Here is a 25698-nt window from a genome sequence, read left to right as displayed (position 1 = left end):
AATTCAACCTAGCCTAGCCGATATTGCCGATATCGCAGTTTCGACCGAGCCTTGCCGTTTCGCAAAATCGGCCTGGCTTGCAGTTGGCCTGGCTTGCAGCTATTGCCGAGTCAACTTGAAATTCAAGTCGACAGTTACTTGAGTGCTTCTGCGCCGCCGACAATTTCGACGATCTGCGTCGTAATCGCGGCCTGACGGGCGCGGTTCAGAACCAACGTCAAGTCATCAATCATCTCTGACGCCGCTTCTGTCGCGTTGCCCATCGCTGTCATACTGGCACCGTGTTCGCTCGCTTTCGCGTCGAGAACAGCCTGGTACACTAATGTCTCAGCGTAGCGGGGCAACAGTCGTTCAAACACAGCTTCAGGGCCTGGTTCAAACAAGTACTGTGGTGACTTCCGTTTCTCACCGTTGGTCACACCCGACAAGGGGAGGACCTTTTTGATGACCGGGGTCTGCGTCACGGCATTGACGAATTCGTTATAGACGAGATACAGCTCGTCAAACTCCTGGTTCGCGTATGCTTCGACAATCTGCTCGGCTAACGGCCGCACACTCCCGTACGTCGGGGAATCAGGCAATCCGGTAATCTCTCCGCCGATCGGGTAACCCTGGCGACGGAAGAAGTCACGACCCTTACGGCCGACTGCATAAATGGTGTACGTTGATTTATCCTTCTTGCGAAACTCCATCAGCGCTTGCCGAATGACCTGTGAATTGTACGGTCCTGTCAAGCCTCTGTCTGAAGAAATCACAAGGTAACCAGTTTTCTTAACCGGACGCTGTGCAAGCAGTGGATGCTTGATCCAACGCGCGGATTCAGCGATGTCAGCGAGCATCTCAGTCATCTTAGCCAGGTATGGCTTCGACAACTGCACAGCTTCCTGCACGCGGCGCAGTTTGGCCGCCGCAACCATTTCCATGGCCTTGGTGATCTGCGCGGTTTTCTTAAAGCTGGTAATACGCCGCTTAATATCCCTTGCGTTCTGTGGCACTCAGTTCACCACCTTTTCGGGGTTGTCCGCACCCGATGGGAGTGCCCATCGGGAACGCGCACTTCTCTTCGCTTCGAAGCCACAGCTTCGTAGGCTTGCCCTAGTCTTACGATACGAAGGTTGCCTTGAACTTCTGAACAGCTTCCTTCATCGCCGCAACCGTCTCATCGGACAGTGCGCCCGTGGTCCGGATAGACTCTGGAACCTGCGGATAGCTCGAAGCCAAGAAACTCAACCATTCCCCTTCAAACTTGCGAACAGAGCCAACCGGGATATCATCCACATAGCCATTGACGACGGTCCACAGGGAAAGCACTTGGTTTTCCATCGACATCGGCTCGTATTGGTGCTGCTTCAAGATTTCAACGGTGCGCTCACCACGGTTCAAGCGAGCTTGAGTAGCCTTATCGAGATCGGACCCGAACTGGGAGAAAGCTTGCAGTTCGCGGTACTCAGCGAGATCGAGCTTCAAAGTACCGGCAACTTTCTTCATCGCCTTGGTCTGTGCGGAACCACCGACACGGGAGACGGAAATACCGACGTTAACAGCCGGGCGAACACCGCTGTGGAACAGGTCAGACTCCAAGAAGATCTGGCCGTCCGTGATGGAGATCACGTTGGTCGGAATATACGCAGCCACGTCGCCAGCTTGGGTCTCAATGAACGGCAGTGCTGTCAGGGACCCTGCTCCATTGGCGTCGCTGAGCTTCGCAGCGCGCTCCAAGAGGCGGGAGTGCAAGTAGAATACGTCACCAGGATAAGCTTCACGACCTGGCGGACGACGGAGTAACAGGGACATCTCACGATAAGCAGCAGCCTGTTTGGACAGGTCATCGTAAATGATGAGGGCATGCTGACCGTTGTAGAGGTAATGTTCGCCCATCGCGCAACCTGCGTATGGAGCCAAGAACAACAACGGTGCCGGCTCAGATGCACCAGCGGAAACGACGATGGTATAGTCCATCGCGCCGTGCTTGCGAAGGGTCTCAACAACCTGAGCGACGGTAGAGCGTTTCTGGCCGATCGCGACGTAGATACACTTCACGCCGTTGCCCTTCTGGTTGATAATGGTGTCGATCGCGATGGCAGTTTTACCAGTCTGGCGGTCGCCGATGATGAGCTCACGTTGGCCGCGGCCAATCGGGATCATCGCGTCGATAGCTTTGATACCAGTCTGGAGCGGTTCGTGAACGGACTTACGCTCGATAACGCCAGGAGCACGTGATTCAACCGGACGGAAGGTTGTGGACTCAATCGGACCACGGCCGTCAATCGGTTGACCGAGCGGATTCACAACGCGGCCAAGAAGTGCGTCGCCGACGGGAACTTCGACGATACGGCCGGTGCGCTTTACTTCGTCGCCTTCCTGAATTCCTTCAACGGAACCCAGAACGACGATACCGACGTTGTCTTCTTCAAGGTTTAAAGCCATACCGTAGACGCCGTTGGAGAACTCAACGAGTTCGCCAGCCATGGCGTTGTCCAAGCCGTGGATACGTGCGATACCGTCACCGACGGACAACACGATGCCAGTGTCGGAAACCTGAACTTTTTGTTCGAACTGCTCTATTTGTTTGCGAATCAGCGCACTGATTTCATCAGGTCGGATACTCAACGGATTCCCTCCTCGACAGCCCCGCTCGCCGTCAGTTTTTGTGAAAACTGTTGCAGCGCCCCGCGCACAGTCGCATCAAGAATGCGGTTCCCAATCCGGAACCGATAGCCGGCGATGAGGGCGGGGTTCACTTCGACGATGGTTTGGGGCTCTTTGTTCAGGGCAGAAGCAAGCTTCTGTCGGATGGCCTGTGTTTCCGCTTCCGACAGCGGTTGAGCGGACTCAACGTGGACAATCACATGACCCCGCTCTTGCTCTGCGCGGCGATGGAACGCCTCTGCAACAGCGCTCGCATAGGCTGCTCGCTTCCGGTCGATTAACACGTCCAGGAACCGCACAACCAGCGGCTGCGCTGCTTGGCCAAACACCTGACCGACGAGTTCTTTCTTGGCTTTCGCCGGAATCACCGGATGTTCCAGAAAGACGCGAAAGTCAGGGTTGCTGTCCAGAGCCTTGGCGACCTCTTGCAGGCTTATATCAACGGCGTCGACGACGCCTGAATCTTTCGCAGCCCCATAGAGTCCTTCAGTGTATCGGTTGGTCACGGCGCCGCTTATCATACCAATTCACCTATGCGCTTTTCCGCTTCGGCTAACATGTCCTGCTGAAGCTGCTCCGTGACGTGGTTTTGCAGGAGCTTCGTCGTAAGCTCAACCGTAAGCTTTGCGACCTGATCCATCACAGATGCAAGGGCTTCGTTGCGCTCGCGTTCAATCAACTCACGACCGTCAGCCAGAACGCGCTCGGATTCTGCCTGAGCGGCATGGATAAGTTGCTGTGCCTGTTCGTCAGCACGTGCTCGTGCTGCGTCCATAATGGCGCGAGCTTCATTCTTCGCTTCTTCAAGCAGACGTCTCTGTTCGGCCAAAATAGCTTCTGCTTCCAAGCGTCCTTTTTCAGCATCTTCTATTTGCGAGGTCACGTGCGCTCTTCGCTGTTCCAGCATTCTCGCGATGGGCTTAAACCCGAAGTGCGAGACAATCCAGAACATGAGGAGGAACGCGATAATCGAGAATATAAACGTACCTAGCTCGAACAACTACGCCACTCCCTTCTCTAACAGATTGATCCTCGTTTCGACGAGATGACGCGGCTTACAGTTGACCCGAGCCAAACAAGATGATGATGCCGAAAGCCATCGCGATAACCGGGAAAGCTTCGACAAACGCAATACCAAGAATCGAACCAGCAAAGATTTGACCACGTGCTTCTGGTTGACGAGAGATTCCTTCGACGTACTTGCTCATAACCAAGCCGTCACCAACACCGGAACCAAGTGCGCCCATACCGAGCAAAAGTCCTGCCGCGATGTCAAACATTGCCTTGATATACAACAAATTGTTCGCTGCATTCATTCGAAGTTATCCTCCTTGAGTTGTGCCCCTGTATTTTGTGCACATTATGGGTGTAAGAGATGGTGTGTAAGAGAGGGTTCAGCTGCGCATTGATTGCGCAGTTTCTCTGAAACCTTTTTCGTTCTGTTTCGACACCAATTTCACATGTCACGCCTCATCGAAGACTTGCCTCAAGAGTGCGCGTGACCTTCAAAAGACTTGTTGCCGATATACAAACACAGCAAGACCGAGAACACATACGCTTGCACCGAAGCAACGAACCCGGCGTAAAGCAACCACACCAGAATCAGCGGAAGGGTCCACGGAATCCACCCCAGCGCGAACGGGGCTTGCAACATCACGGTCAGCAGCGCTTCGCCAGCAAAAATGTTGCCGAAAAGACGCATACCGTGCGTGAGCGGGTTCGTGATTTCTTCCAACAACCCCAGCGGGGACGGAGAAAAGAAGTGGCGGAACCACAGCTTCGGGTGGCGTAGTCCACGGGCATGGCTGATAAGCCAAACCAGCACGGCCAACCCCAGAGCAACACTCATGTTGGCAGTCGGGGAGTCAAAGAACAGAACGTCTCCCTTTGTTGTCGCCAGTTTCGCTGCAGTCAACCCTAACCACGGGATAGGATGATGCAGTTTGACCCCGATGGTCACAATCAGACCGAGCCAGTTGGCGATAAACAGAAAGAACAAGGTGAAGAATGCAAGCGGTAAAACAAAGCGCACTGCACTCTCCGTCGGCATGGTATCTCTCGCCATGTTCCTCGTAAAGTCAAGAGCCCATTCGACAAAGTTCTGCATACCCCTTGGGCGCCGCATATCCATCTTGGCAACCGCCACACGCATCAACACAAGGACCACTAGTCCCGTGAAAATGATTGTACCGATGGCGACCAAATTGACTGGAAATGCGGTATTCCCAAACAGCACAGGAAAATTAGGCATTTTCTCACCCTCTTCGCTTAAGAGTCGGTTTTTCGGCTCTTGGCAAACCCATAGAGGCCCGCAACGACGAAGACAAACCCAAGTAGATAGCCGACCAGTGCGGTATAGGGATTGAAATAGGTCCGCCAATGTTCAGCTACAACCATTACAATGACCAGTGCAATGATTCGCGTAAACATCCCGAGCATTCCGGACGCGAACAAGGCTGTGCCTTCCATGTCGTCGTTGCGATGGCCTTGGCCAATCAAGCTGACGAGCACATAGGCCCCACCTAGTTCCCCTATGAAGAGACCACCAATGAGTTGGTGCAACCCCCGAATCGCGATCCAAGCGATAACGGTTAGCACGATAAAGGCGAGTCCCCACAATTTAGTTGCACGAAGCCTGGCGTTCAAACGGTCTTGAGTCATGGCTTGTCTCCCAAAATCTGTTTGGCGAGAAACGCGATTCCGGACGAGCCTACGATGACGCCGAACACAACTCCCGCAATTGTTGGCCACGTATGGTGGATACGCGACGAAAGGCGGTGTCCAAGGTAGCCGAAAATAACCATACAGGCTCCGAATTGGAACATCGCTCCCGAATACACTGCAAACGTTTTCCACATACTGGTCCCAGATTGAGGAGGTTCTTTTTTTTCTACTTTGTACACCACCCAACGTGAAATACCGAGAGGGACATTGTAGAGCGGCACGCGCCAGCGTAGCGGTCAGTGAACGCGATTCCCCAGGCTCGATGAGCCTGCCCATTTCACGCACCCTGTCATAAAGCGGAAAAATGCAAGATGTCGGAATGCCGACAGCATTCGGTGTTTCTGAAACAGGCCTGTTCTAACTGCTTCCCTCGCCAGTCTGTTTCACAGGGCGAAACACCAATTTCCTACGTGAAATACGGGAACCCTGAATAATAGTACACTAGCCCAAAAATGCGTGTCAACGAAACTCTACGATTTTCGACCCCCTCAGACGGTTTGAAGGAGTTAATTTACACATATCTGTTATATTTCCCCCAATTTCAGCCTCGCATTCCGTAAACATCTAGGCATAAAAACTATTTCTCTGGGGACAATTGCGCGTTTCCGACGCACCAAGGGTACAACGCCATTGAAAAGCAACGATTGGTTGGCAGGCCGTACGGCCTGCCTTCCACTGTTAACTTAAGCAATCTGGCGATGGAACGGCACAAGTTGGGACGGACCTGGTGAGGTGCGGTGCGGTGGGTGCGGTGAGGTGCGGTGAGGTGCGGTGAGGTGCGGTGAGGTGCGGTGAGGTGCGGTGGGTGCGGTGGGTGCGGTGGGTGCGGTGGGTGCGGCTTAACCGCGAAATGAGGCCAAGGCGGAGTATCGGCACACACGAGGTACGCCTGCCGCAGCCGCGACAGCGGCCCCGTATGGATGGGCGCCTCTGGACCGAGTCGGAGGCATGACCACAGAAAATTGGGGAAAATTTGTTCGCTATGATGCCAAACGGGGATAGAGCGGAGAGTTATAGAGGAAAAACTGTTCGCTATGTCGGCACCCCGGCCCCCGTAGGGTCAGATTTGGCGGCATAAGGGAAAGAACGGGCGTTATTGGAGCGGATCGAGCTAGAATGCAGCTGATAAGGGAACATTTGTCCCTTGTTGCGGCCGTTCTCGTTGCGTCTTTTCTTGTTGTGTCAGTGTCCGTTCCATGAAGCAAATCAGCACCCGGGAGCCCCAAGCCGACCCTGCCGGTCCAATTCTACCCCTGCCGACCCTGCCGACCCAAGCCAACCCAAGCCGGTCCATTCCAACAGAGCCCCTGGGTGCTGATGCCCCAAACGTCAGATGCGCTCGACGACCATCGCAACGCCCTGGCCGCCGCCGATGCAGAGCGTGGCGAGGCCGTATCGGTTTTCACGCTTGGCCATTTCGTGCAAGAGGGTGACCAGGATGCGGGCACCGCTCGCGCCAATCGGGTGACCGAGCGCGAGGGCTCCACCGTTTACGTTCAAGATCTCGTTGTTGAATCCGAGCTCGCGTGCGACGCCGAGTGACTGAGCGGCAAACGCCTCATTGGCCTCAATGAGCTCGATGTCCGACAACTCGAGGCCTGCGTTTTTCAGTGCCTTGCGGGTTGCGTTGATGGGGCCGAGGCCCATCACAGCGGGATCGACACCGGCACTACCGTAGCCGAGAATGCGAGCCAGCGGTTTCAGTCCGAGCTTCGCAGCCTTCTCTGCACTCATTACGACGAGCGCTGCGGCACCGTCATTGATGCCGGATGCGTTTCCAGCGGTGACTGTACCGTCTTTCTTGAACGCAGGGCGCAGTTTGCCCAAGGTGTCCACCGTCGTTCCGGCGCGTGGGAATTCGTCGGTGTCGAAGGCAATCGGATCGCCCTTGCGCTGTGGAATCATCACAGGCACAATCTCATCCTTGAACCGGCCGGACTTGATGGCGGCCTCTGCGCGCTGTTGACTTTGTGCGGCGAATTCATCCTGCTCGTTGCGGGTGAGGCTGTACTTGTCCGCGATATTCTCGGCGGTGATGCCCATGTGCGTGTCGCAGAAGGCGCACCAGAGGCCGTCCTTGATCATGCTGTCGACCACCTGCTGATTCCCCATTCGATAGCCGCTGCGGGCACCCGGAAGGAGGTACGGCGCGTTGCTCATACTCTCCATACCGCCTGCAACAAAGGCTTCCCCGTCACCAGCTTTGACTGCAGACGCGGCCAGCATCACGGCTTTCAAACCGGATCCGCAAACCTTATTGACCGTCATCGATGGGATCTCGTCGGCAAGGCCCGCCTTGATGGCCGCCTGGCGGGCAGGATTCTGACCGAGTCCAGCCTGAAGCACGTTGCCGAGGATCACTTCGTCGACTTCAGATTTATCAAGACCAGCCCGTTTTAACGCTTCGTCGACCACAATTGCCCCTAGCTCTGTTGCGGATAGGGGAGCGAGTGAACCCATAAAGTTTCCTATCGCAGTTCGGACAGCGCTTACAATCACAACCTCGCTTGCCATGTGAAATCCCCCTTCAGTGGACCCCGTGTGGCCGATCGCAATGACTTACACCGCGTCCGGCCACAAAGGTCTAATCGATTCTATTCAAAAGTGGCTGGCTTCTCGCCCATGCCAAAGTGATACAGGATGGCTTCTGCGATCCGTTCCGACGCATGCCCGTCCCCATACGGGTTCTTGCGTCCGGCCATATCTTGATAAACCGCTTCATCGTTCAGGAGTTCGTAGCCATTGTTGTAAATGGCCTCCTCATCTGTACCGACGAGGCGCAGGGTGCCCGCCTCGACACCTTCAGGTCGCTCCGTCGTGTCCCGCATGACGAGCACGGGAACGCCGAGAGATGGGGCTTCTTCCTGGATGCCGCCAGAGTCGGTCAAGATGAGCGTGCTTCGCGACATGAAGTTGTGGTTGTCAATGACGCCGAGCGGTTCAATCAGATGGATCCTGTCGTGTCCGCCAAGGACACTGACTGCTGTTTCCCGGACACTCGGATTGAGATGCATCGGGTAGATGAGGTGAACATCAGGGTGCGCATCCACCAACCGTCGGGCCGCCCGGCAGATGTTGCCGAGTGGTTCGCCCAGATTCTCACGGCGGTGTGAGGTCATATAGACAATCCTCGTCCCGTCCGGAATACTGTCGAGAACCTCATGATGGTACTGTTGACGTACCGTCGTTGCCATCGCATCCACTGCGGTATTACCGGTGATAAACACATTTTCCTCCGGTTTTGCTTCCCGGTAAAGGTTTCCCGCTGCCCAGGACGTGGGTGCAAAAAACAGATCCGTCAAGACGTCCGCCAATTGACGGTTCATTTCCTCAGGAAATGGGCTGTACTTGTCGTACGTACGAAGTCCAGCCTCGACGTGACCAATCTTCACCTGCTGATAAAAGGCGGCGAGTGCGGCTGCAAGTGTCGTCGTGGTGTCGCCGTGTACCAGAACAATATCCGGCTTGCGCTGTGCAATCACCGTCTCCAAACCTTCAAGCGCCTTGCGCGTGATGGTGCCAAGCGACTGGCTTGGTTCCATAATATCGAGATCGTCGTCTGGATGGACGTTGAAGACCTCAAGGACTTGATCCAACATCTCGCGATGCTGCGCTGTGACGCATACGAGCGATTCGATGAATGGGTTTTGCTCCAGGACTTTCACCAGCGGTGCCATTTTGACAGCCTCTGGACGGGTACCAAACACGGTCATCACGCGAACTTTTTCTCGAGCCAAGCAGGTTTCCTCCTCAGGTCAGCGGGTAACAATGGATAAAATCGAGCGACGGTCGGCCAAATTTGGCCGTCAAGCAGCGGACAGCTGATTGCAGCACCATGCGACGGCACCGTGCAATGGCGGCGGTTTAACAGCAACCCAACGGCCGCCAGTCAAGCAGCGCCAAGGCCGTCAGCGAGTGCCAAACAACCGGTCCCCCGCGTCGCCGAGTCCGGGTACGATGTAACCGTGATCGTTCAACTTTTCATCCACAGCGGCCACATAGATATCGACGTCCGGGTGCGCCTCTTGGACCTTTTCAACGCCAATCGGTGCTGCGACCAGACACATCAGCTTCACGGCTGTGGCACCGCGTTCCTTGACAGCAGTAATGGCGGCGGCGGCCGATCCGCCGGTGGCGAGCATCGGATCGACAACGATCACATCCCGTTCCTCCACATGAGGCGGCAATTTGCAGTAGTACTCGACGGGTTGCAGCGTTTCTGGATCGCGATACAAACCGACATGGCCCACCTTCGCGTTTGGGATGAGGGTCAAAATTCCATCGACCATTCCAAGGCCGGCGCGAAGCACGGGTACGAGTGCGAGTGTTTTTCCTTCGATCACCTTTGTCGTTGCAGTGGCAACGGGAGTTTCTGTTTGAACCTCGATCAGCGGGAGATCGCGGGTGATTTCATACGCCATCAACATGGCAACTTCCTGAACCAGATTTCGAAATTCCTTGGTTCCTGTGCTTTTGTCACGGATAAATGTGAGTTTGTGCTGAATTAAAGGATGGTCAAGGACATAGACTTGTCCCATACCTTCACGCTCCTTTTTGCTGATATCCTGACTGCGCACTGTGTACCATCTGCATAGTACCACGCACATCGTACAGGCTCAGCATCGCTGTTATTATAGCAGAATGAGAAAGCAGGACGTAGGGTTATGTCTCCCGCATCGACGTGTCTCGCCAGGAATTGCTGTGCAACCTCAGTTTCCAGCCCGCTGAACGGGCTAAAATTCACGCCGACCACATCTTCCATAGGCTCGTACTAGTAGTCACATGATATGCTGTACGATAAAATGGACATAATTCAAGATATGATCGACTCAATGTGACCACATCATGTGAGCACTTGACACACCCTGTGACCGGCGGATGGAGGTGTTCAACAAGAATGACTGGACTGTCCAAGTTGCTCGTACTGTCTGCTTCTTACGGGGCTGGCCACGAGCAGGCAGCCAATGCGGTTCGCGATGCGCTACTAAAAATGAGTCCACAGACGGATGTGCGCATTGTAGACTACATGCATCACGTGCACCCGACGCTGGACTCGATTGTGAAATACTGTTACCTGAAGAGTGTCCGGTATGCGCCTGCCCTTTACGGATGGTTCTATAAAGGCACCAGCCAGATTCCACCGTCGTCTTTAATCCAACGCCAATTGAACTCTCTTGGTATTGAGAGCTTGGCAGAGGAACTTGAGGCGTACGATCCCGATGTCGTTTTCTCGACCTTCCCCACACCAGCAGGGGTTGTGTCCTTTTTGCGTCAACAAGGGCGCACGAACGTGCCGTCAGCGACGGTGATTACGGATCATGCGATTCACTCACAGTGGATCCATCCGGAGACGGATATGTACTTCGTCGGATCGCAACATGTTAAACACGGCCTAATGGCGCGCGGCATTCCCGCAAGCACCATTCACGTGACAGGGATCCCGATTCGTCCGGCGTTCCTGCAGACATTCGACAAGGCGTCCTTGTGTCAGAAGTACGGGGTGCGCCCAGACCTGCCGATTGTACTGGTGATGGGTGGCGCCTATGGTGTCATGGGAGACATCCAACAGATCTGCGAGGAGCTGTTCTCCTATCCGTATCCGGTTCAGACGATTGTCGTAAGCGGCCGCAACGAACGCATGGCTGCCCAACTGTCCGAGATGCTGCCGAACGCGACCAATCCGGCATACGTGTTTGGCTACGTCTCAGAGGTCTATGAACTGATGGCGATTGCCGATCTCATGATTACGAAAGCAGGCGGCCTCACGATCTCGGAGGCATTGGCCATGCAGTTGCCGATGCTGTTGTATCGCCCAATTCCGGGACAAGAGGTCCAAAACGCAAAGTATTTGGTCCGATCCGGTGTCGCCGTTCTCGCCCGCAATCGCAGACAAGTCAGCGAGAGGCTCCATGAACTGCTTGTCCAAAACCCGGACAAGATTGGGGCGATGCGCAGACGAAGTCTCCGGGTGCGCAAGCTGAGCGCGGCTGAAAGCATCGCAGAAAAATTACTCGACCTCGGTAGCTTGCGCAAACCCCGTGCAAACTACTCATACCCGTATTAAGTCTGGATCTGAGGCGTGACGATGGTCTGTGAATGAGGGCCTGTGGACGAGGGCCTGTGAACGATGGCTTGTGAACGATGGCTTGTGAATGATGGCTTGTGAACGATGGCTTGTGGACGAGGGCTTGTGAACGATGGCTTGTGAACGATGGCTTGTGGACGAGGGCTTATGTTTATGGCGTTACTAAAGTTAGGTTCAGCGGCCGGCGTAAAAGCCTTGGGTCAGTGGAGCAGCCCCTGCTGTGGCAGGGGCTGCTTTTGCATTTGCATGAGGCAGCCCGCTTCGCCGGTTGCACCGCTTAGCGGAACTCAGTTCCTTTATTGCGGCCGGGTCCACCATTCGCCGGACTTTAGCGGAACTCAGTTCCTTTATCGCGGCCGGGTTCGCCATTCGCCGGACTTTAGCGGAACTCAGTTCCTTTATCGCGGCCGGGTTCGCCATTCGCCTGGCTTTAGCGGAACTCAGTTCCTTTATCGCGGCCGGGTTCGCCATTCACACGGATTTAGCGGAACTGGGTTCCTTTATGGCAGCCCGGTCCGCCATTCACACGGATTTAGCGGAACTCAGTTCCTTTATTGCAACCCGGTTCGGCATTCGCCTGACTTTAGCGGAACTCAGTTCCTTTATTGCAACCCGGTTCGGCATTCGCCTGACTTTAGCGGAACTCAGTTCCTTTATCGCAACCGGGTTCGCCATTCACACGGCTTTAGCGGAACTCAGTTCCTTTATCGCGGCCCGGTCCGCCGGCAGCGGAGCCCAGGCTGCCCAAGCTGCCCAAGCTGCCCGGACTTCCGCTCGCCCCCGCCGCAGTGTGAAGCCATCGGATCGGCCGAATAAGCCCATAGGTGTACTAGACAATCCCCACCGTGGACAAACTACTCCTATCTAAGCTCACACCAATACGCAAGTTCAACCCAGGGAGTGGTTCCGTGACGGACACAACAGCCCGTGTACCTAGACGTTTACATCGATGGCTGGAACCTGAGCTGTTTCAGCCTTTTGTTTTGGGCATTTTCCTGTGTTTGTCACTGTCTGAATTTGTGCGCGGCGCGTTAGTTCTCTCCTTGTTGCCAACATACGGCCGATCCGTTCTCCATTTTCGCGTGGAATGGACCGCCCTTGCTTTGTCTCTGCATTATCTCGTAGATAACCTGTTGCGTACCCCGTCGGGATGGCTGGTCGATCACGTCGGCGAACGCAGCGTCCTCCTGACTGGCTTTGCCATTTCGACTGCCTCCGTGTTTGGGATGATGAATGCGCATACGATCACGTTGCTGATCGCTAGCCTCTGTGCCTACGGTGTGGGGGCAAATGTCGTATGGCCATCTGTGATGTCGGGTATTAGCCGCGCCACACCAGAGGGAAAGCGTGCCCTGTTCATGAGCTATGTGTATATCTTTTGGCTCCTTGGAGCCGGACTCGGCCCAGTCATCATCAACTTTCTCGTCGGCGGCACGTATCGGATCGCGTTTTTGTTTCTCTTGTCTGTTGACGCCATCGGCTTTCTCACGGCATTTGCACTCGTACGCCGCAGCCGCACTTCGACCTGGCGCGCAGGGCAAGTTATTCCTGGTGACATCGCCGCCCAAGACCAGAGTCGCGACTCCATCTTGGCGCCGGCACGAAATACTGCCTGGGATAACAGGCGGGACAACAGCCGAGATAACAGGCGGGACAACGGCCCGGACAACACGCTAGATAACAGTCGGAAGTACAGTCGGGATGACAGTGCGGAGACCGTTCGGGACACTGCCCGCTCCCCAAAACTCATTCCGGGATCCGCTGCATCTGGGCTTGCACATCGAATCGCGAAATATGGCCGTTTCAGGCCGACGGTACTTTCTCTGGTTCTGGATAGGCAGAAGCTGATAGGTCTGAGAAGCGCCTACCTGAGCGAGACCGCACTTGAACTCGGTCTGCCTGCCCGGCGTCCCCGACGCACTCTGCGAGATCTACGACACGTTGCGCGAGATCCACAACGCACTCTGCGAGATCTCCAACACACTCTGCGAGATCCACGGTCCGTTGCGAGAGATTCGAGGGACGCGGTTCCCACGGTTGGCATTTCAAAGGATCTTATTCCCTCCATCGGAAATTCGAGGGACACGGTTCCCACCGTTCCCCCCATTGGAAGTTCGAGGGACGCTGATCCCACCGTTCCCACGGTTCCCACTGCGAGAGATCCGTTTGCCAGCAGCGACGGGTTTGCGTTAGATGCCAACCCTGTACACCATGCCACTTCTGTGGGTGCGATGAGGGACGGTTCACAGTTTACAGAAGCCTCGACTCGAAAAACTGATTGGGAGTCTGTGTGGCGCAACATCAAAGAGGTGTCGTTTTTGTTCCCGGGGATGTTCGCGCAGACGTTTGCTGTGGCATCCCTGATCCCGATTTTGTCCGTCTACGCAAACGCAGTCCTGAAACTGAGCGGTGCCATGTACAGTCTGATGCTCGTAGCAGCCGGTTCCGTCACTGTCATCGGGCTCATTCCAACGGGCAAGTTGATCGATCGAATCGGCCCCCGTACTCCGCTCGTCGTGGCTTTCCTGACCGCAGGAACTGGGCTGGCCCTTTTTCCGTTGTTTCGAACGGTTCCATTCACGTTTGCACTCGTATGCCTGCTCGGTGCGTCGTACTCCTTTATCCTTCCAGCCTGGAATGCGGTGCTAGACAGGTCCATCGACGAGGATAAGAAGGGCTCGCTGTGGGGTGTGTTCATGACCGTAGAAGGGTTTGGTTCTGCCGCAGGACCGTATCTTGGCGGCCTGGTGTGGGACCGGATCGGCCCATCCGCACCGTTTTGGGTCAGTGCAGTTGTGATTTTAATCATGGGCCTGCTCTACACAGTGCTGCCGATTGAGAAGCGGTTCCGTGCGCGATCCGTTCGGGCATGAACCAAGGCCTCTCGCCAACAGACCGGCGCGCGTGAACGCAGCCCCGATTGGACGCGAAAGACTTTCCAACCACGTGCTTGTATCCTACAATTGGCAGAAGAGAGTTGTTCTGAATTGGGGTGAGCACAGTGGATGGGTGGACATGGTTAATCATATTGGCCATTGTGGTGCTGGTATGGGTGCTTTATACGTTGCTGCCGGAGTTGCTGTTCCATATCTGGCACATCGGCACGCTCTTTCACGGCAACCCTGGCCCGCGACGTGTGGCGCTCACATTCGACGACGGGCCCGACCCCCGCTACACTTCGCAAGTGCTTTCGATCCTCGCTGAAGAGGACGTCAAAGCCACCTTCTTCCTCGTGGCCGAGCGGGCAGCAGCAAACCCATCACTCGTCGCGCAGATTGTTGCTGGGGGGCACGACATCGGATCGCACAGCTATCGGCATCATCATCATTGGTTTCGCGATCCCGTAACGACCTTTCTCGACATGAAACGCTCGAAGGAAACGCTGGAACGGATGACAGGTCGCCCGATCCGGTTTTACCGCCCCCCCTGGGGCGCGTTCAACTGGTTCACAAAACTCACCTCGCTGAAGTTGGGGCTGAGACCTACGCTGTGGTCAGCTCGAGCCATCGACTGGCTTCCTGGCGATCACGCGACGGAAGTCGAACAGAGGGTGATTGTCGGTGCGCATCCGGGCGCGATCGTCCTCTGTCACGACGCTGGAGGCGCGGAGGGAGCACCGCGAAACACCATCACCGCGCTGCCGCAGGCGATTGAGCAACTCCGCCGCCTTGGCTACGAATTCTCCACGGTCAGCGAGATGTCGGAGGCGTGGGAGACTTTTGAACAGCAGAGGCGATCACTCTATCGAGGCTACCCGCTCTGGAGGCGGATGCTGATTGGTGTATGGGCCGTTGTCGAACTGGCGTTCGCCCGGATGTACCATGTGCAGGGCGTCAATGAAATATTCCGGATCGGGCCAATGGTTTGGCACCACGGACCACGCGTCGGCGATGACTCAACCGTGATGGTACGTGAGGGGGCTCCCGGACTTGACCTGCATTTTCGAAACGAGACGCTGATCGCGATTTCCTCCGCCGCCGACCAGCGCTCCTTGGTCCGCGGCCTCCGTCAGGTGAAAGAGGGGCTGCGAGACATTGCGCGGATGATCGTCTACCACCCGGGCTTTCAGAACATCGAAGTGGTGGCGGCGCCGACGCTGATGAACCGAGGGATCGAAATGCTCGGCTTCCACGTCGAAGACCTGCCGAAGACGAAAGAGAACCGGCGCCTGCAGCGATATATGAAATTCCTCATGGGGATGTATCATCCGGAGGGGTTCCGGCGCCTCAGAGAGGGAACGCGCGAGCTCGAAATCAAGCTGGTCTGGATGAGCCGCGAGGAGCTGTTTGAGCGCACCGGTGTGAAGCCGGTGGGGGCTGGCCGGGAGGCCACTGGGGCTGGCAGGGATGCTGCTGGGGCTGGCCGGGATGCCGCCGCGATTGGTGCGACGGAGGCCACTGGGGCCGGCCGGGATGCCGCCGCGATTGGTGCGACGGAGGCCGCTGGGGCGGGCAGGGATGCTGCTGGGGCTGGTGCGACGGAGGCCATCATGGAGGAGGCGACGGGGCCCAAGGGCATGAAAGACGCAAGAGCAGCCAATGCCGCCAACTGAACACGGCCTACTGACAAAGCCTCTGGAAAAGCCTACTGAACAAGGCCCACTTGCAAAGCCGAATAGGTACCATCATAAGGAAGCTCCTCGCCGTGGCGAGGAGCAACCAAATTTAAAGAGACGCCTGCCAACTCGAACCCGTGACTCTGAGCGTTGGACGACGCATCAAGGGAAATTTTGTTCGTTAAACGACAAAAACTGGCCCTGGTGCCACAAGAACGAACCAAATTTCCCTTATCGGTTCGACCCGAAGGAATTCAAGCTAGGATCGAGGTCACAGCGGAAAAATAGTTCGCTATCTCCGAACTTTCTCCTCAGAATGACTGAATAGGGGAAGATCCTTCCCTAGACGATCTGGTATAGCGGAGGAAATGTTCCTTAACCACTATATTTGGCGCGCTGTATTGGCTTGGCCGCTGCCTTGGCCGGATATTAGCCACTGTATTAGCCACTGAACGAACCACTGTATTGGCCACTGCCTTGGCCGCTGTATTGGCCGCCGTACTAGCGAAAACGTTCCTCAGCGGGCATCAGGAATGCTGCATGAACCCACCTTACAGAGCAACCCAACCGTCATCTCATCTGTCATCTGCCTGATGGGCCGGCAGCAGGGCTTCAACAAGTTGATTTGGGCGGTCAATGATGACATCTGCGCCAGCACTCTCTAGTTCCTCACGTGATCCGAATCCGTATGTCACACCAACCGAGCGCAAGCCAAGCCTTTTGGCGCCAATGATGTCATACTTCCGGTCACCCACCATGGTCACCGGGAAGGCTGCTCGGTTGACCACCTGAGGCTCCACAAGAACATCCGAGGAATCCGAATCCGACCCTATGTCAAATCCCGCCTCTGCCAGCGCGTAACGGATGACCTCTGCCTTGTCCTCCCGCGTTCCATCCAGATTGCTGCCTGCGAGCACAGAGAACTCGTCGCGCAACCCAAAATGGTCCAAGATGCGTTGTGCGAAGACGGTCGGCTTTGAGGTTGCCAATCCAAGTTTGAACCCAGCTGTGCGGAGTGCCTTCAAGGCCTCCGGAATGCCTTCATAGACTTCATTTTGGCGCCAGCCAATCGGATCGTAATACTCGCGATAATACTGCACTGCTCGATCCACTTCTTGTTCAGCGAGGCCGTAGGTCTGTTTAAACATTAGGCGCATCGGTGGACCGATAAAGAACTCCAGCTCATCCGGGCTGGGGGCTTCAATACCGAGCTTCTCAAGCGCGTGATGGACCCCCGAGGTAATGCCCAGTTTGGGATTCGTGAGCGTGCCGTCGAGATCGAAAAGTATCAGGGACTGCGGCGCGGTGAGATCCGGTGCTTCAGCCATGCATACACTCCTTATCCGAAAATGGCAGCCCCGCAGATATCGCGGGGCTGTCCACTGTGTAGATGCTCGAAGATAGCTTGGTGGAACGTGGAACTTAGGTGAAAGAGCCCGATCGACGTGGCCTATGTGAGTCCTGGCAAACCTGCCAATGCGGCCATGTAAGCCAGGCCTATGCAATCCGGCTCCATGCCAATGCGGCTTATGTAAGCCAGGCCTATGCAATCCGGCCCCATGCTGATACGGCCATGTAAGCCAGGCCTATGCAAGCCAGGCCTATGCAATCCAGCCCCATGCTGATGCGGCCTATGTAAGCCGGGCCTATGCAGCCCCGCCGGGCTAGCTCGCGCCCTTAGGCTCCCACGTACGACAGGCCTGGATACATCGGGAAGCGCGAGGTGAGCGCTTCAACCGCTTTGCGCGCTGCCGACATGTCGCCTTCGGAGAAGTCAGTAGCGAGCGTGATCCGGAAGATCTCCGCGATCTGATCCATCTCCGCCTCACCAAAGCCGCGAGTCGTCACAGCTGGTGTCCCGATACGGATGCCGCTTGTGACCATTGGTTTCGCCGGATCGAACGGAATCGAGTTCTTGTTGACCGTCACGCCGATCTCGTCCAACCGGTGCTCCGCCTCTTTGCCCGTCACGCCGAGGTTGCGCAGGTCGATCAAGATGAGGTGGTTATCCGTGCCGCCGGAGACGAGGGTGAAACCGCGATCGATAAGCCCAGCAGCCAACGCCTTCGCGTTCTTCACGATGTTCTCCGAGTATGTTGTAAACTCCGGCTTCAGTGCCTCGCCAAATGCTACGGCCTTCGCAGCAATCACATGCATCAGCGGGCCGCCTTGAACGCCAGGGAAGACAGACTTGTCAATCGCCTTTGCCTGATCCGATGAGGTCAGGATCATGCCCCCGCGCGGCCCCCGCAGCGTCTTATGCGTGGTTGTGGTCGTGTAATGGGCATAGGGAATCGGTGATGGATGATGACCGGTCGCAACAAGGCCCGCGATGTGAGCCATGTCGACGAACAGAAGTGCGCCGACTTCGTCGGCAATTTCACGCATCTTCTGGAAGTCGATGGTCCGGGGATATGCACTAGCCCCCGCGACGAGCATTTTCGGGCGATGTTCCTTCGCAATCTCCAAAACCTTGTCATAGTCAATAGTCTGTGTGGTTTCGTCCACGCCGTAGGCGACAAAGTTATACAGTGTGCCGGAGAAGTTGACCGGACTTCCGTGCGTCAGGTGGCCGCCGTGCGCCAAGTTCATTCCGAGGACGGTATCGCCAGGCTGAAGTGCACTGAAGTAAACTGCCATATTTGCTTGAGCCCCAGAGTGCGGTTGGACGTTCGCGTGCTCCGCTCCAAACAGTTTCTTTGCCCGGTCGCGGGCAATATCTTCCACAACGTCTACGTACTCGCAGCCGCCATAGTAGCGGCGTCCCGGGTAACCTTCTGCGTACTTGTTCGTCAATACGCTGCCCATCGCGTTCATAACCGCTTCGCTGACAAAGTTCTCTGACGCAATCAATTCAATCTTGTCACGCTGACGTGAAAGTTCCTGCTCCATCGCGCGTGCAATTTCCGGATCCCAATCGCCAAGCATGGTCATCTAACATCTGCCTCCCCAAGTCCCTATCTATCCCGCTTTCGTTTTGCTCCCAAGCGCTCGCCCTGGGTGCATGCGCTCATGCGCTCACCCTGAGTGCATGCGCACATTTTGGTGCATACACCCGCCCTCGTTCTGCCCGAGCCACCCGAGTGTTCCCATTCCAGACTAATCCCTCAATCCGAAACCAGTTCTTCAATCTACGACTAATCCTTCAGTCCGAAACCAGTTCTTCAATCCGAGACTAATCCTTCAGTCCGAGGCGTTCCCGGAATACATCCTCATCATACACTGCACGCGCTCCCCCGATAAGCGGCGGCCGCGTTCTCGCCATGGTTAAGTGTGCCTCCCCGACTTCACGATGCCTTCCCCGCACAGGCACCGCAACGCGTTTCAGGTGCATGCCGATAAAGGTGTCCCCGATATCAATGCCCGCATCCGCCTGAATCGTTTCAACGAGACATGCGCCCTCGAGTTGAACATACGCACTCGCGGCGACAGCACCTCCGGCCCCCGGTACAGGACGGGCCATCACCTCAAACCAACCACGCTCCTTGAGAAGCGCCTTTCGAACCACAAGGGCCCGGTTGAGATGCTCGCAGCACTGAAACGCCACGTCACAGCCGACAGATGCAGCAAATGCTATCGCTTCTTTGGCGATCACGCTCCCCACCGCCAATGACGTCGCCGTCCCGATGCGCCTTCCAGCCACCTCGCTGGTGGACGCGCCGATGACAAGCAAACCGCCCGGCCCGAGATGCGCCTGCTCCTGCAAGTCCTCGAGGGATTCCCTCAGTTGTTTTGCAATGAGATCCTCTCGAACGCCATCCGCCGTCAATTTACCCACGCCTCTTCCAAGGCCGTCATCTTGTCCACCCGTCGCTGGTGGCGACCGCCCTCAAACTCGGTAGCCAACCAAGCCGTGAGTACCTCAGCAGCCAATCCTGGTCCGACAACGCGCTCGCCCATCGTGAGGACATTGGCATCATTGTGCAGACGAGACATCTTCGCCGAAAACACGTCGTGGGCCGTAATCGCCCGTACACCACGGACTTTGTTGGCCGTAATCGCCATGCCAAGTCCTGTTCCGCAGACGAGCACACCGCGATCATACTGTCCCTTCGCGACTCCTTCTGCGACCTTTTTTCCGTAGTCCGGGTAGTCGACAGACTGCTCATCAAACGTGCCGAGATCGTCAAAGTCAACGTTCAACTCCTTCAATGCCCCGAGCAGCTCTTGTTTGAGCCGAAAACCAGCATGATCACTTGCGATTGCCACCTTCACGATCGCGTTCCTCCTTCTCCAGTGGGCGATCCGCCATCCGCATCGTCCCCTTCCGCCTTCCCCGGCGGGTTTGCATCTCTCGCCGTCAACGCCTTAAAAAGCCCTGCCAAGGCGGACTCAATGTCACGCGCTGCCTGCTCGTAATCTTCATCCGATCCGCCAAACGGATCGACAATGTCACACGATGAACCATGTCGAGATCGGCGGTGTCCGGTGCGATCCGCTCCATCTGGCCTCGCTCCTTTATCCCTCGCATTGTGGCCTATGCTGCCCGCGTCACCTGTTCTGCCTGCACCACCTGCTGACCCGTCGTCTGGATGCGGGCTTTGTTCGGCGGGCCGGCGATACTCCCCGAGACAGTGCACCTTTTCCGCCGCCTGCGGGAACTGGCGTCTGACCTGTGCAGCGTGACCTTCAGTCATGCACAGAATCAGGTCCGCCTTGTCCACCATCTCATTGCGCAACATGGATGAACGATGCTGTGGCAGGGGAATGTGCCGCCTCGTCAGCGTTTGCGCTGATAAAGGTGACATGGGCAACCCGTTTGCAGCAGCCAAGCCGGCGGACGCAACCGTCCACGGGAGGTTGCGCTCAGCGATCATTGTTTGTGCCATGGCAGCCGCCATCGGGCTGCGACACGTGTTTCCTGTACAAACGAACAACAAGTGCACGTCAGCCGCCTCCCATCTGAAGGCTTCATCATGTATTCTCTCTCGTCAGTATATCCTTTCCGTTAAACTTCCCCAAGCCTATCCTTTCCATTGAACCCCCGAAGGCCTATCGTTTCCGTTGAAGTCCCGAAGGCCTATCGTTTCCGTTGAAGCCCCACAGGCCTATGGTTTCCGTTGAAGTCCCGAAGGCCTATCCGTCATGTCATTCGCGCAAAGCTGTCGAGAAAATACGCGGAGGGGGAACCTCACAGCGGAACTCAGTTCCTCTAAATCCGGCCGCAAGCTGCGGCGCAGCCTAACAGCGGAACTCAGTTCCTTTAAAACTAGCGGCAAGCTGCCGCGCAGCCTAACAGAGGAACTCAGTTCCTCTAAATCCGGCCGCAAGCTGCCGCGCAACCTCACAGCGGAACTCAGTTCCTCTAAATCCGACGGCAAACTGCGGCGCAACCTCACAGCGGAACTCAGTTCCTCTAAAACCGGCCGCAAACTGCGGCGCAACCTCACAGCGGAACTCAGTTCCTTTAAATCCGACGGCAAACTGCGGCGCAGCCTCACAGAGGAACTCGGTTCCTCTAAATCCGGACGCAAGCTGCCGCGCAACCTAACAGCGGAACTCAGTTCCTCTAAATCCGGCCGCAAACTGCGGCGCAGCCTAACAGCGGAACTCAGTTCCTTTAAAACTAGCGGCAAGCTGCCGCGCAACCTCACAGCGGAACTCAGTTCCTCTAAATCCGGCCGCAAGCTGCGGCGCAGCCTCACAGAGGAACTCGGTTCCTCTAAAAGCCTGACCTGCAGTTAAAAGCCCTGACCCGAAGTCAGGGCTTTTAACTGCCAATCCAGACTACAGCAGGAAATAGACTCCGTACCCGAGCAGGATGATCGCCCCAAGGATTTCCCCGGCCGTTCCTGCGAGGCGATTTACGCGTCGACCAATGACAAGGCCGCCGCCACACATCACCAATCCGACAATCCCAAATGTCGCCGCGGACACGATGCCATAGGCTGTGCTTCGCAGTCCAAGACTGAAGCCAACGGATAAAGCGTCAATCGAGACCCCAATCGCAAACAGGATCATGCCCGTGTAAGTCGTATTCAAAGAACTTGCATCCTCTTCTTTAGCAAACAGCGTTGAATACAACATGTGTAACCCGAGTCCAAACAGCAGGAACGATCCGAACCACTTTGCCAGGGTTCCTAGCACCCCTTGAAGCAGCATTCCCGCGTATATACCAATCAAGGTCAACACAATGTGGAAAATGCCAATCGCAAAACACAAAAAAATAGCCCGATTGCGGTCGATTCCCTTTAACCCTACACCAACGGCTAAAGAGAATGCATCCATGCCGAGTGCTAACGCCATCATGAGGATCTCTAACGCGTCATTTATGTGGTGAGCGAGCAAGTTGCCTCCCCCTTTTCGCTGCCTATCCAAACTGTATGCGCTTGTCCGTTTGGACATGATTGGATTGTCCCGACAAGCCTGCCGGTGGCCAAATGGGGCAAATCTGCGTACAATTACTAGTAGAAGAACGAATTTCGGGAGGAAATCTACCACTCAATTTGGCCGAGGAGCCTGACTGGGTATATAACCTGACTGGCTAGCTAACCTAACTGGGTATTGGGTATATAACCTGACTGGCTAGCTAACCCAAACTGGCTATGTAACCTGATTTTCTAGTGAACCTGAGTTTCTAGGTAACCTGACTTGGCCGAGGAACCTTATGTCGCTCCCACCAACTGACGCCAACTCACTCCAACTGACGTCACATGAAACAATCGAAACTAAATCTGCTGGGAGGCGATCCGTTATGACTCCAACATTGCCCGATAAGACGCCCTCCCGTCGCACCAAGCGTCAAATCGTAAAACAGATCCTGCAGATTGCAGCAATCCCTGTACTCACCGTCGCCATTACGGTCGGCATCTGGGCGAAAGTGCCAAGACCCGAAATCCCGACCGCGTTTCGCTCTGTCTCCGAGCAACTGAAAGCCGTAGCAGACGCTGTGTCCAAATCTCCCACCCGTAGCTCATCTTCCAAAACCAATTCAGGGTCCACGCAAAACAATTTGAACTCGATGCTGCAACCAGGCGGTCTTGTGACGGTAGGCAACGCATCTGCCAACCCGTCTATCGGACGCGGGAATCCGAAGCCAAATGGAAGCACAGCGGATCAAAAGACGCTCGTTTCCCTGGGCGACTCGATTACGTTTGGGTTTGGACTCCCCGGATCAACCGCAACCCAACCGTCTCCCGAGGCCTTCCCGTTTCTGCTGGCCAAAGCGGAGGGAATGAACGCTGTCGATCTCGGTGTGGCTGGCTGGACGTCCAACGATCTACTCTTCGCTGTACGTCAACCTCAGTTTAAGTCTGCTCTTCAAAAGGCAAGTCTCGTCACGATTGATATTGGGAGCAACGACCTGCTGCATGCAAGCTACATCTTCCTTCGGCCAAATACACCCTTGCCACCGAAAAATGACATGCTGGACAGCAGTATCCTGCGCCAAGCCGTGAACGGTTTCGTGACAGACCTCCCGAAAATCATCCACACCGTGCAAAGCGACACACAGGCACCGATTGTACTCATTAACCTGTACGATCCGTTCCCCGATGGCAGCAGCCTTCACGACATTGCCGAGCAGGCAATCGCACCCGCGAACGATGCCATCTGGAAGATCGCCGCCGAGAACGGAATCCCGGTCGTAAATGCCTACAGCGCCTTCAATCACAAGCAGGCGGTGGACGTACGGTTAAACGATCTCGATGTTCACCCGACCGCGGCCGGTCAGATGGTGCTTGCCCGCTTAATCGAGCAGACGCTGGCAAAACCCAAGGTTTCAATTCCTCGGCTCTACGCGATTTCGAACCCCGGGACGTTGGTCTACCCGACAGCAAACTTTGCCGCGAATCCGATTGGGTGGATCCGTGGAAACACAGGTGTCATCGTGACCGACATCCACAAGTCGGACGTTCAGGTATTGCTGCCAACGGGCGAGACGGGGTACGTTGCGCCAAACAACCTCACGCTGCTCACGCGGCCTTGGCCGGGTGAGGTTCAATTCGGGGGGCAACAGGTTCCTGTTCGAGACGGATCAATCACCACCTACCAGCCGGATCAGAGTGCTGTTTCGGGAAACGGGTTTGTGTGGAACAAAACTGTATACATGCCGCTTCGCGTCATTTCGAAGGCGGTCGGAGGTACGTTCAAAGAGAATGGATCGGACCGCACCATCTCCCTTGAGACACCTCTGCACAGCGGCCTTATTCAATCTAGTTGGGCAGGTGTAGGAAATGGGAGCAGCGCAGGTGGGGGCAAAAACGTTGGGAAGGTGAACCGCAGCACTGGGGGCTCGCCCACTGGATCTGGCAGCTCTGGCAGCTCTGGCAGCTCTGGCAGCTCTGGCAGCTCTGGCAGCTCTGGCAGCTCTGGCAGCTCTGGCAGCTCGGGCAGCTCGGGCAGCTCGGGCAGCTCGGGCAGCGCAGGTGCCAATACAGGAAGCGGCGGCACTAGTCTCGTGTTCTCGCCTATGGGGCCGGCGAGCGATGGGAGTAGTGGCACCGGATCGCAAACAGCCAACCTCGTGATGTCAGGCTGGCTGCTCAAAATTGACGGAGAGGCGACGAGCCTCACGCATCCAATTGTAGGAATCAACGGCGTCTTGTATGCCCCGGCAGCGGCGGTTTGGAAGGCTCTTGGCGGGACGGTGTCGCATGGAACTGGCGGCCTTCTGACGCTTTCTGCAAACGGTTCATAAGTGCAAGCCCGTGCCCCTTCGGCTCGACACCAACGATAAAGAGCGCATCGGCGCCAATCTTGTCCCCCCAGCGCAAGCGCTCGTACAGTTCATGGCCAAGTCCGTTTTCGTACGGCGCATTTGGGTCAGGACTCCACCTCGCCGAGAGGCCATCCACATCCGGGAAGTCCGCGGGGCAGATGAGCGCCACTCGCTCCAACTCCGGGTGATCCGCTATCGTCGCCGCGATGACCTCCCGGACATCCACCGGATCGCCCCACCAGACCCACACGCGTGCATCGGGAGCGTAATGTCGATACTTCATCCCAGGAGACTTTGGTTTGTCTCCTTCGCCTTTCAGATGTGGATCGAGTGTGAAAGGGACCCCTGAGGCTGCTTGGAGTTCTTCTGGCGTGATCCAGCCCGGTCGATAAACGACACCCTCGGTCTCAGTGACGGCAATCACCGTGGACTCCAAGCCCACCTGACAAGGTCCGCCGTCCACCACACCGTCGATCCGATCGGCGAGATCGTGCAAAACAGTCTCAGCCACAGTTGGGCTCGGCCGCCCGGACGAATTCGCACTCGGTGCAGCCACAGGACACCCGGCTTCAGCAATGAGAGCTAATGCCACCGGGTGGTTCGGCATGCGTACACCAACGGTATCCATCCCTGGATGAACAGATGTGGCGAGTTTCTCGTGGGCAGGGAAGATAATGGTTAACGGGCCCGGCCAAAAGGCATCCATCAGCCGCTTGGCAGGACCCGGGATTGTCCCAGGGTCACTGATGACCTCTTTAAGCTGCGTCAGGTCAGCGATATGGACGATCAACGGATTATCAGATGGGCGGCCCTTCGCCTGAAATACCTTTTGAACGGCGGATTCATCCCAGGCGTTCGCCCCAAGACCGTACACGGTTTCGGTAGGGAATGCGATGACCTGGCCTCGGCGAAGTCGATGCGCGGGCTCAGAGAGCGCATGCCGGAGTTGATCGGCTGTGTGGATGCTCCCTTCCAAGTTGGATTTCATGTTGTTCGATTTCACGTTGTTGTTCGATTTCATATTGT

23 protein-coding genes are annotated in these 25698 nt (G+C 56.1%); 6 read left to right on the top strand and 17 right to left on the bottom strand.

Going from position 1 to position 25698, the window contains the following annotated elements; genetic code table 11:
- Positions 1-134: 134 nt before the first annotated feature.
- The 10 genes from atpG to upp form a co-directional block, all read right to left on the bottom strand.
- Entirely contained in the window at positions 135-995 is an 861-nt protein-coding gene (gene atpG, locus AN477_RS15955) for an ATP synthase F1 subunit gamma (protein ID WP_054970150.1), read from the bottom strand.
- Positions 996-1101: 106 nt separating this feature from the next.
- Positions 1102-2610, bottom strand: coding sequence for a F0F1 ATP synthase subunit alpha (gene atpA / locus AN477_RS15950; protein ID WP_054970149.1), 1509 nt, complete (start codon positions 2608-2610; stop codon positions 1102-1104).
- Positions 2607-3170: an ATP synthase F1 subunit delta gene (gene atpH / locus AN477_RS15945; RefSeq protein WP_054970148.1), complete on the bottom strand. Its 564-nt coding sequence runs from the start codon at positions 3168-3170 to the stop codon at positions 2607-2609. The genes atpA and atpH overlap by 4 nt, the downstream gene beginning before the upstream one ends.
- Positions 3167-3649, bottom strand: coding sequence for a F0F1 ATP synthase subunit B (atpF, locus tag AN477_RS15940; RefSeq protein WP_054970147.1), 483 nt, complete (start codon positions 3647-3649; stop codon positions 3167-3169). Before atpF ends, atpH begins: the two co-directional genes overlap by 4 nt.
- Before the next feature lie 55 nt (positions 3650-3704).
- Complete coding sequence (gene atpE / locus AN477_RS15935; RefSeq protein ID WP_245631856.1) at positions 3705-3965, bottom strand: ATP synthase F0 subunit C; 261 nt, start codon at positions 3963-3965, stop codon at positions 3705-3707.
- Positions 3966-4135: 170 nt separating this feature from the next.
- Positions 4136-4900, bottom strand: a complete 765-nt coding sequence (gene atpB / locus AN477_RS15930; RefSeq protein ID WP_054970146.1) for a F0F1 ATP synthase subunit A — start codon at positions 4898-4900, stop codon at positions 4136-4138.
- 17 nt (positions 4901-4917) lie between these two features.
- Positions 4918-5310 carry a hypothetical protein gene (locus AN477_RS15925; protein ID WP_245631855.1) on the bottom strand — a complete coding sequence of 131 codons (393 nt, stop codon included), beginning with the start codon at positions 5308-5310 and terminating at the stop codon, positions 4918-4920.
- Positions 5311-6702: 1392 nt separating this feature from the next.
- Positions 6703-7887 carry an acetyl-CoA C-acetyltransferase gene (locus tag AN477_RS15910; RefSeq protein ID WP_054970144.1) on the bottom strand — a complete coding sequence of 395 codons (1185 nt, stop codon included), beginning with the start codon at positions 7885-7887 and terminating at the stop codon, positions 6703-6705.
- Positions 7888-7967: 80 nt separating this feature from the next.
- A complete protein-coding gene (wecB, locus tag AN477_RS15905; RefSeq protein ID WP_054970188.1) occupies positions 7968-9086 on the bottom strand; it encodes a non-hydrolyzing UDP-N-acetylglucosamine 2-epimerase in 1119 nt (372 codons plus the stop codon).
- A 195-nt stretch (positions 9087-9281) separates the two neighbouring features.
- Positions 9282-9911 (bottom strand): uracil phosphoribosyltransferase, encoded by a 630-nt coding sequence (gene upp / locus AN477_RS15900; protein WP_054970143.1) that lies wholly within the window; start codon positions 9909-9911, stop codon positions 9282-9284.
- A 359-nt stretch (positions 9912-10270) separates the two neighbouring features.
- Between upp and AN477_RS15895 the strand changes: the two genes are divergently transcribed.
- From AN477_RS15895 to AN477_RS15880, 4 genes are all read left to right on the top strand, one after another.
- Positions 10271-11437, top strand: coding sequence for an MGDG synthase family glycosyltransferase (locus AN477_RS15895; RefSeq protein WP_054970142.1), 1167 nt, complete (start codon positions 10271-10273; stop codon positions 11435-11437).
- A gap of 289 nt (positions 11438-11726) precedes the next feature.
- Positions 11727-12326: a hypothetical protein gene (locus AN477_RS15890; protein ID WP_054970141.1), complete on the top strand. Its 600-nt coding sequence runs from the start codon at positions 11727-11729 to the stop codon at positions 12324-12326.
- Positions 12327-12366: 40 nt separating this feature from the next.
- Complete coding sequence (locus tag AN477_RS15885; protein ID WP_054970140.1) at positions 12367-14331, top strand: MFS transporter; 1965 nt, start codon at positions 12367-12369, stop codon at positions 14329-14331.
- 128 nt (positions 14332-14459) lie between these two features.
- Positions 14460-16010, top strand: a complete 1551-nt coding sequence (locus AN477_RS15880; RefSeq protein WP_054970139.1) for a polysaccharide deacetylase family protein — start codon at positions 14460-14462, stop codon at positions 16008-16010.
- Between the two features lie 578 nt (positions 16011-16588).
- Here AN477_RS15880 and AN477_RS15875 read toward each other — a convergent pair.
- From AN477_RS15875 to AN477_RS15855, 5 genes are all read right to left on the bottom strand, one after another.
- Positions 16589-17341: an HAD family hydrolase gene (locus tag AN477_RS15875; protein WP_054970138.1), complete on the bottom strand. Its 753-nt coding sequence runs from the start codon at positions 17339-17341 to the stop codon at positions 16589-16591.
- A gap of 349 nt (positions 17342-17690) precedes the next feature.
- Positions 17691-18947 carry a serine hydroxymethyltransferase gene (gene glyA / locus AN477_RS15870; RefSeq protein ID WP_054970137.1) on the bottom strand — a complete coding sequence of 419 codons (1257 nt, stop codon included), beginning with the start codon at positions 18945-18947 and terminating at the stop codon, positions 17691-17693.
- A 241-nt stretch (positions 18948-19188) separates the two neighbouring features.
- A complete protein-coding gene (locus tag AN477_RS15865) occupies positions 19189-19791 on the bottom strand; it encodes a TIGR01440 family protein (protein ID WP_157062004.1) in 603 nt (200 codons plus the stop codon).
- Positions 19779-20228, bottom strand: a complete 450-nt coding sequence (gene rpiB, locus AN477_RS15860) for a ribose 5-phosphate isomerase B (protein WP_054970135.1) — start codon at positions 20226-20228, stop codon at positions 19779-19781. Before rpiB ends, AN477_RS15865 begins: the two co-directional genes overlap by 13 nt.
- The gene (locus AN477_RS15855) at positions 20225-20899 is read right to left on the bottom strand and encodes a low molecular weight protein arginine phosphatase (RefSeq protein ID WP_054970134.1); all 675 of its coding nucleotides are present in this window, start codon (positions 20897-20899) and stop codon (positions 20225-20227) included. Before AN477_RS15855 ends, rpiB begins: the two co-directional genes overlap by 4 nt.
- Positions 20900-21098: 199 nt before the next feature.
- On the opposite strand from AN477_RS15855, the gene AN477_RS15850 reads away from it, so the two are divergent.
- Complete coding sequence (locus tag AN477_RS15850; protein WP_054970133.1) at positions 21099-21698, top strand: hypothetical protein; 600 nt, start codon at positions 21099-21101, stop codon at positions 21696-21698.
- A 42-nt stretch (positions 21699-21740) separates the two neighbouring features.
- On the opposite strand, the gene AN477_RS15845 is transcribed toward AN477_RS15850, so the two are convergent.
- Entirely contained in the window at positions 21741-22301 is a 561-nt protein-coding gene (locus AN477_RS15845; protein WP_245631854.1) for a manganese efflux pump MntP, read from the bottom strand.
- Between the two features lie 406 nt (positions 22302-22707).
- Here AN477_RS15845 and AN477_RS15840 point away from each other — a divergent pair, with 406 nt between their 5' ends.
- Entirely contained in the window at positions 22708-24651 is a 1944-nt protein-coding gene (locus AN477_RS15840; RefSeq protein ID WP_054970132.1) for an SGNH/GDSL hydrolase family protein, read from the top strand.
- On the opposite strand, the gene AN477_RS23850 is transcribed toward AN477_RS15840, so the two are convergent.
- Positions 24545-25660, bottom strand: coding sequence for an L-threonylcarbamoyladenylate synthase (locus AN477_RS23850; RefSeq protein ID WP_083486351.1), 1116 nt, complete (start codon positions 25658-25660; stop codon positions 24545-24547). The genes AN477_RS15840 and AN477_RS23850 overlap by 107 nt on opposite strands.
- Positions 25661-25698 lie beyond the last annotated feature (38 nt).

It is taken from the genome of Paenalicyclobacillus ferrooxydans (assembly GCF_001399675.1).
In the GTDB taxonomy this organism is placed as follows: domain Bacteria; phylum Bacillota; class Bacilli; order Alicyclobacillales; family Alicyclobacillaceae; genus Alicyclobacillus_B; species Alicyclobacillus_B ferrooxydans.
This window is presented reverse-complemented; position numbering and strand designations above follow the sequence as displayed.

What these genes read in the sequence shown, in the direction of transcription:
- atpH (WP_054970148.1), bottom strand. Translation starts at nt 3,170, where the DNA reads ATGATAAGCGGCGCCGTGACCAACCGATACACTGAAGGACTCTATGGG.
- atpE (WP_245631856.1), bottom strand. Translation starts at nt 3,965, where the DNA reads ATGAATGCAGCGAACAATTTGTTGTATATCAAGGCAATGTTTGACATC.
- atpB (WP_054970146.1), bottom strand. Translation starts at nt 4,900, where the DNA reads ATGCCTAATTTTCCTGTGCTGTTTGGGAATACCGCATTTCCAGTCAAT.
- AN477_RS15925 (WP_245631855.1), bottom strand. Translation starts at nt 5,310, where the DNA reads ATGACTCAAGACCGTTTGAACGCCAGGCTTCGTGCAACTAAATTGTGG.
- AN477_RS15910 (WP_054970144.1), bottom strand. Translation starts at nt 7,887, where the DNA reads ATGGCAAGCGAGGTTGTGATTGTAAGCGCTGTCCGAACTGCGATAGGA.
- wecB (WP_054970188.1), bottom strand. Translation starts at nt 9,086, where the DNA reads ATGACCGTGTTTGGTACCCGTCCAGAGGCTGTCAAAATGGCACCGCTG.
- upp (WP_054970143.1), bottom strand. Translation starts at nt 9,911, where the DNA reads ATGGGACAAGTCTATGTCCTTGACCATCCTTTAATTCAGCACAAACTC.
- AN477_RS15895 (WP_054970142.1), top strand. Translation starts at nt 10,271, where the DNA reads ATGACTGGACTGTCCAAGTTGCTCGTACTGTCTGCTTCTTACGGGGCT.
- AN477_RS15875 (WP_054970138.1), bottom strand. Translation starts at nt 17,341, where the DNA reads ATGGCTGAAGCACCGGATCTCACCGCGCCGCAGTCCCTGATACTTTTC.
- glyA (WP_054970137.1), bottom strand. Translation starts at nt 18,947, where the DNA reads ATGACCATGCTTGGCGATTGGGATCCGGAAATTGCACGCGCGATGGAG.
- AN477_RS15850 (WP_054970133.1), top strand. Translation starts at nt 21,099, where the DNA reads ATGTCATTCGCGCAAAGCTGTCGAGAAAATACGCGGAGGGGGAACCTC.
- AN477_RS15840 (WP_054970132.1), top strand. Translation starts at nt 22,708, where the DNA reads ATGACTCCAACATTGCCCGATAAGACGCCCTCCCGTCGCACCAAGCGT.
- AN477_RS23850 (WP_083486351.1), bottom strand. Translation starts at nt 25,660, where the DNA reads ATGAAATCCAACTTGGAAGGGAGCATCCACACAGCCGATCAACTCCGG.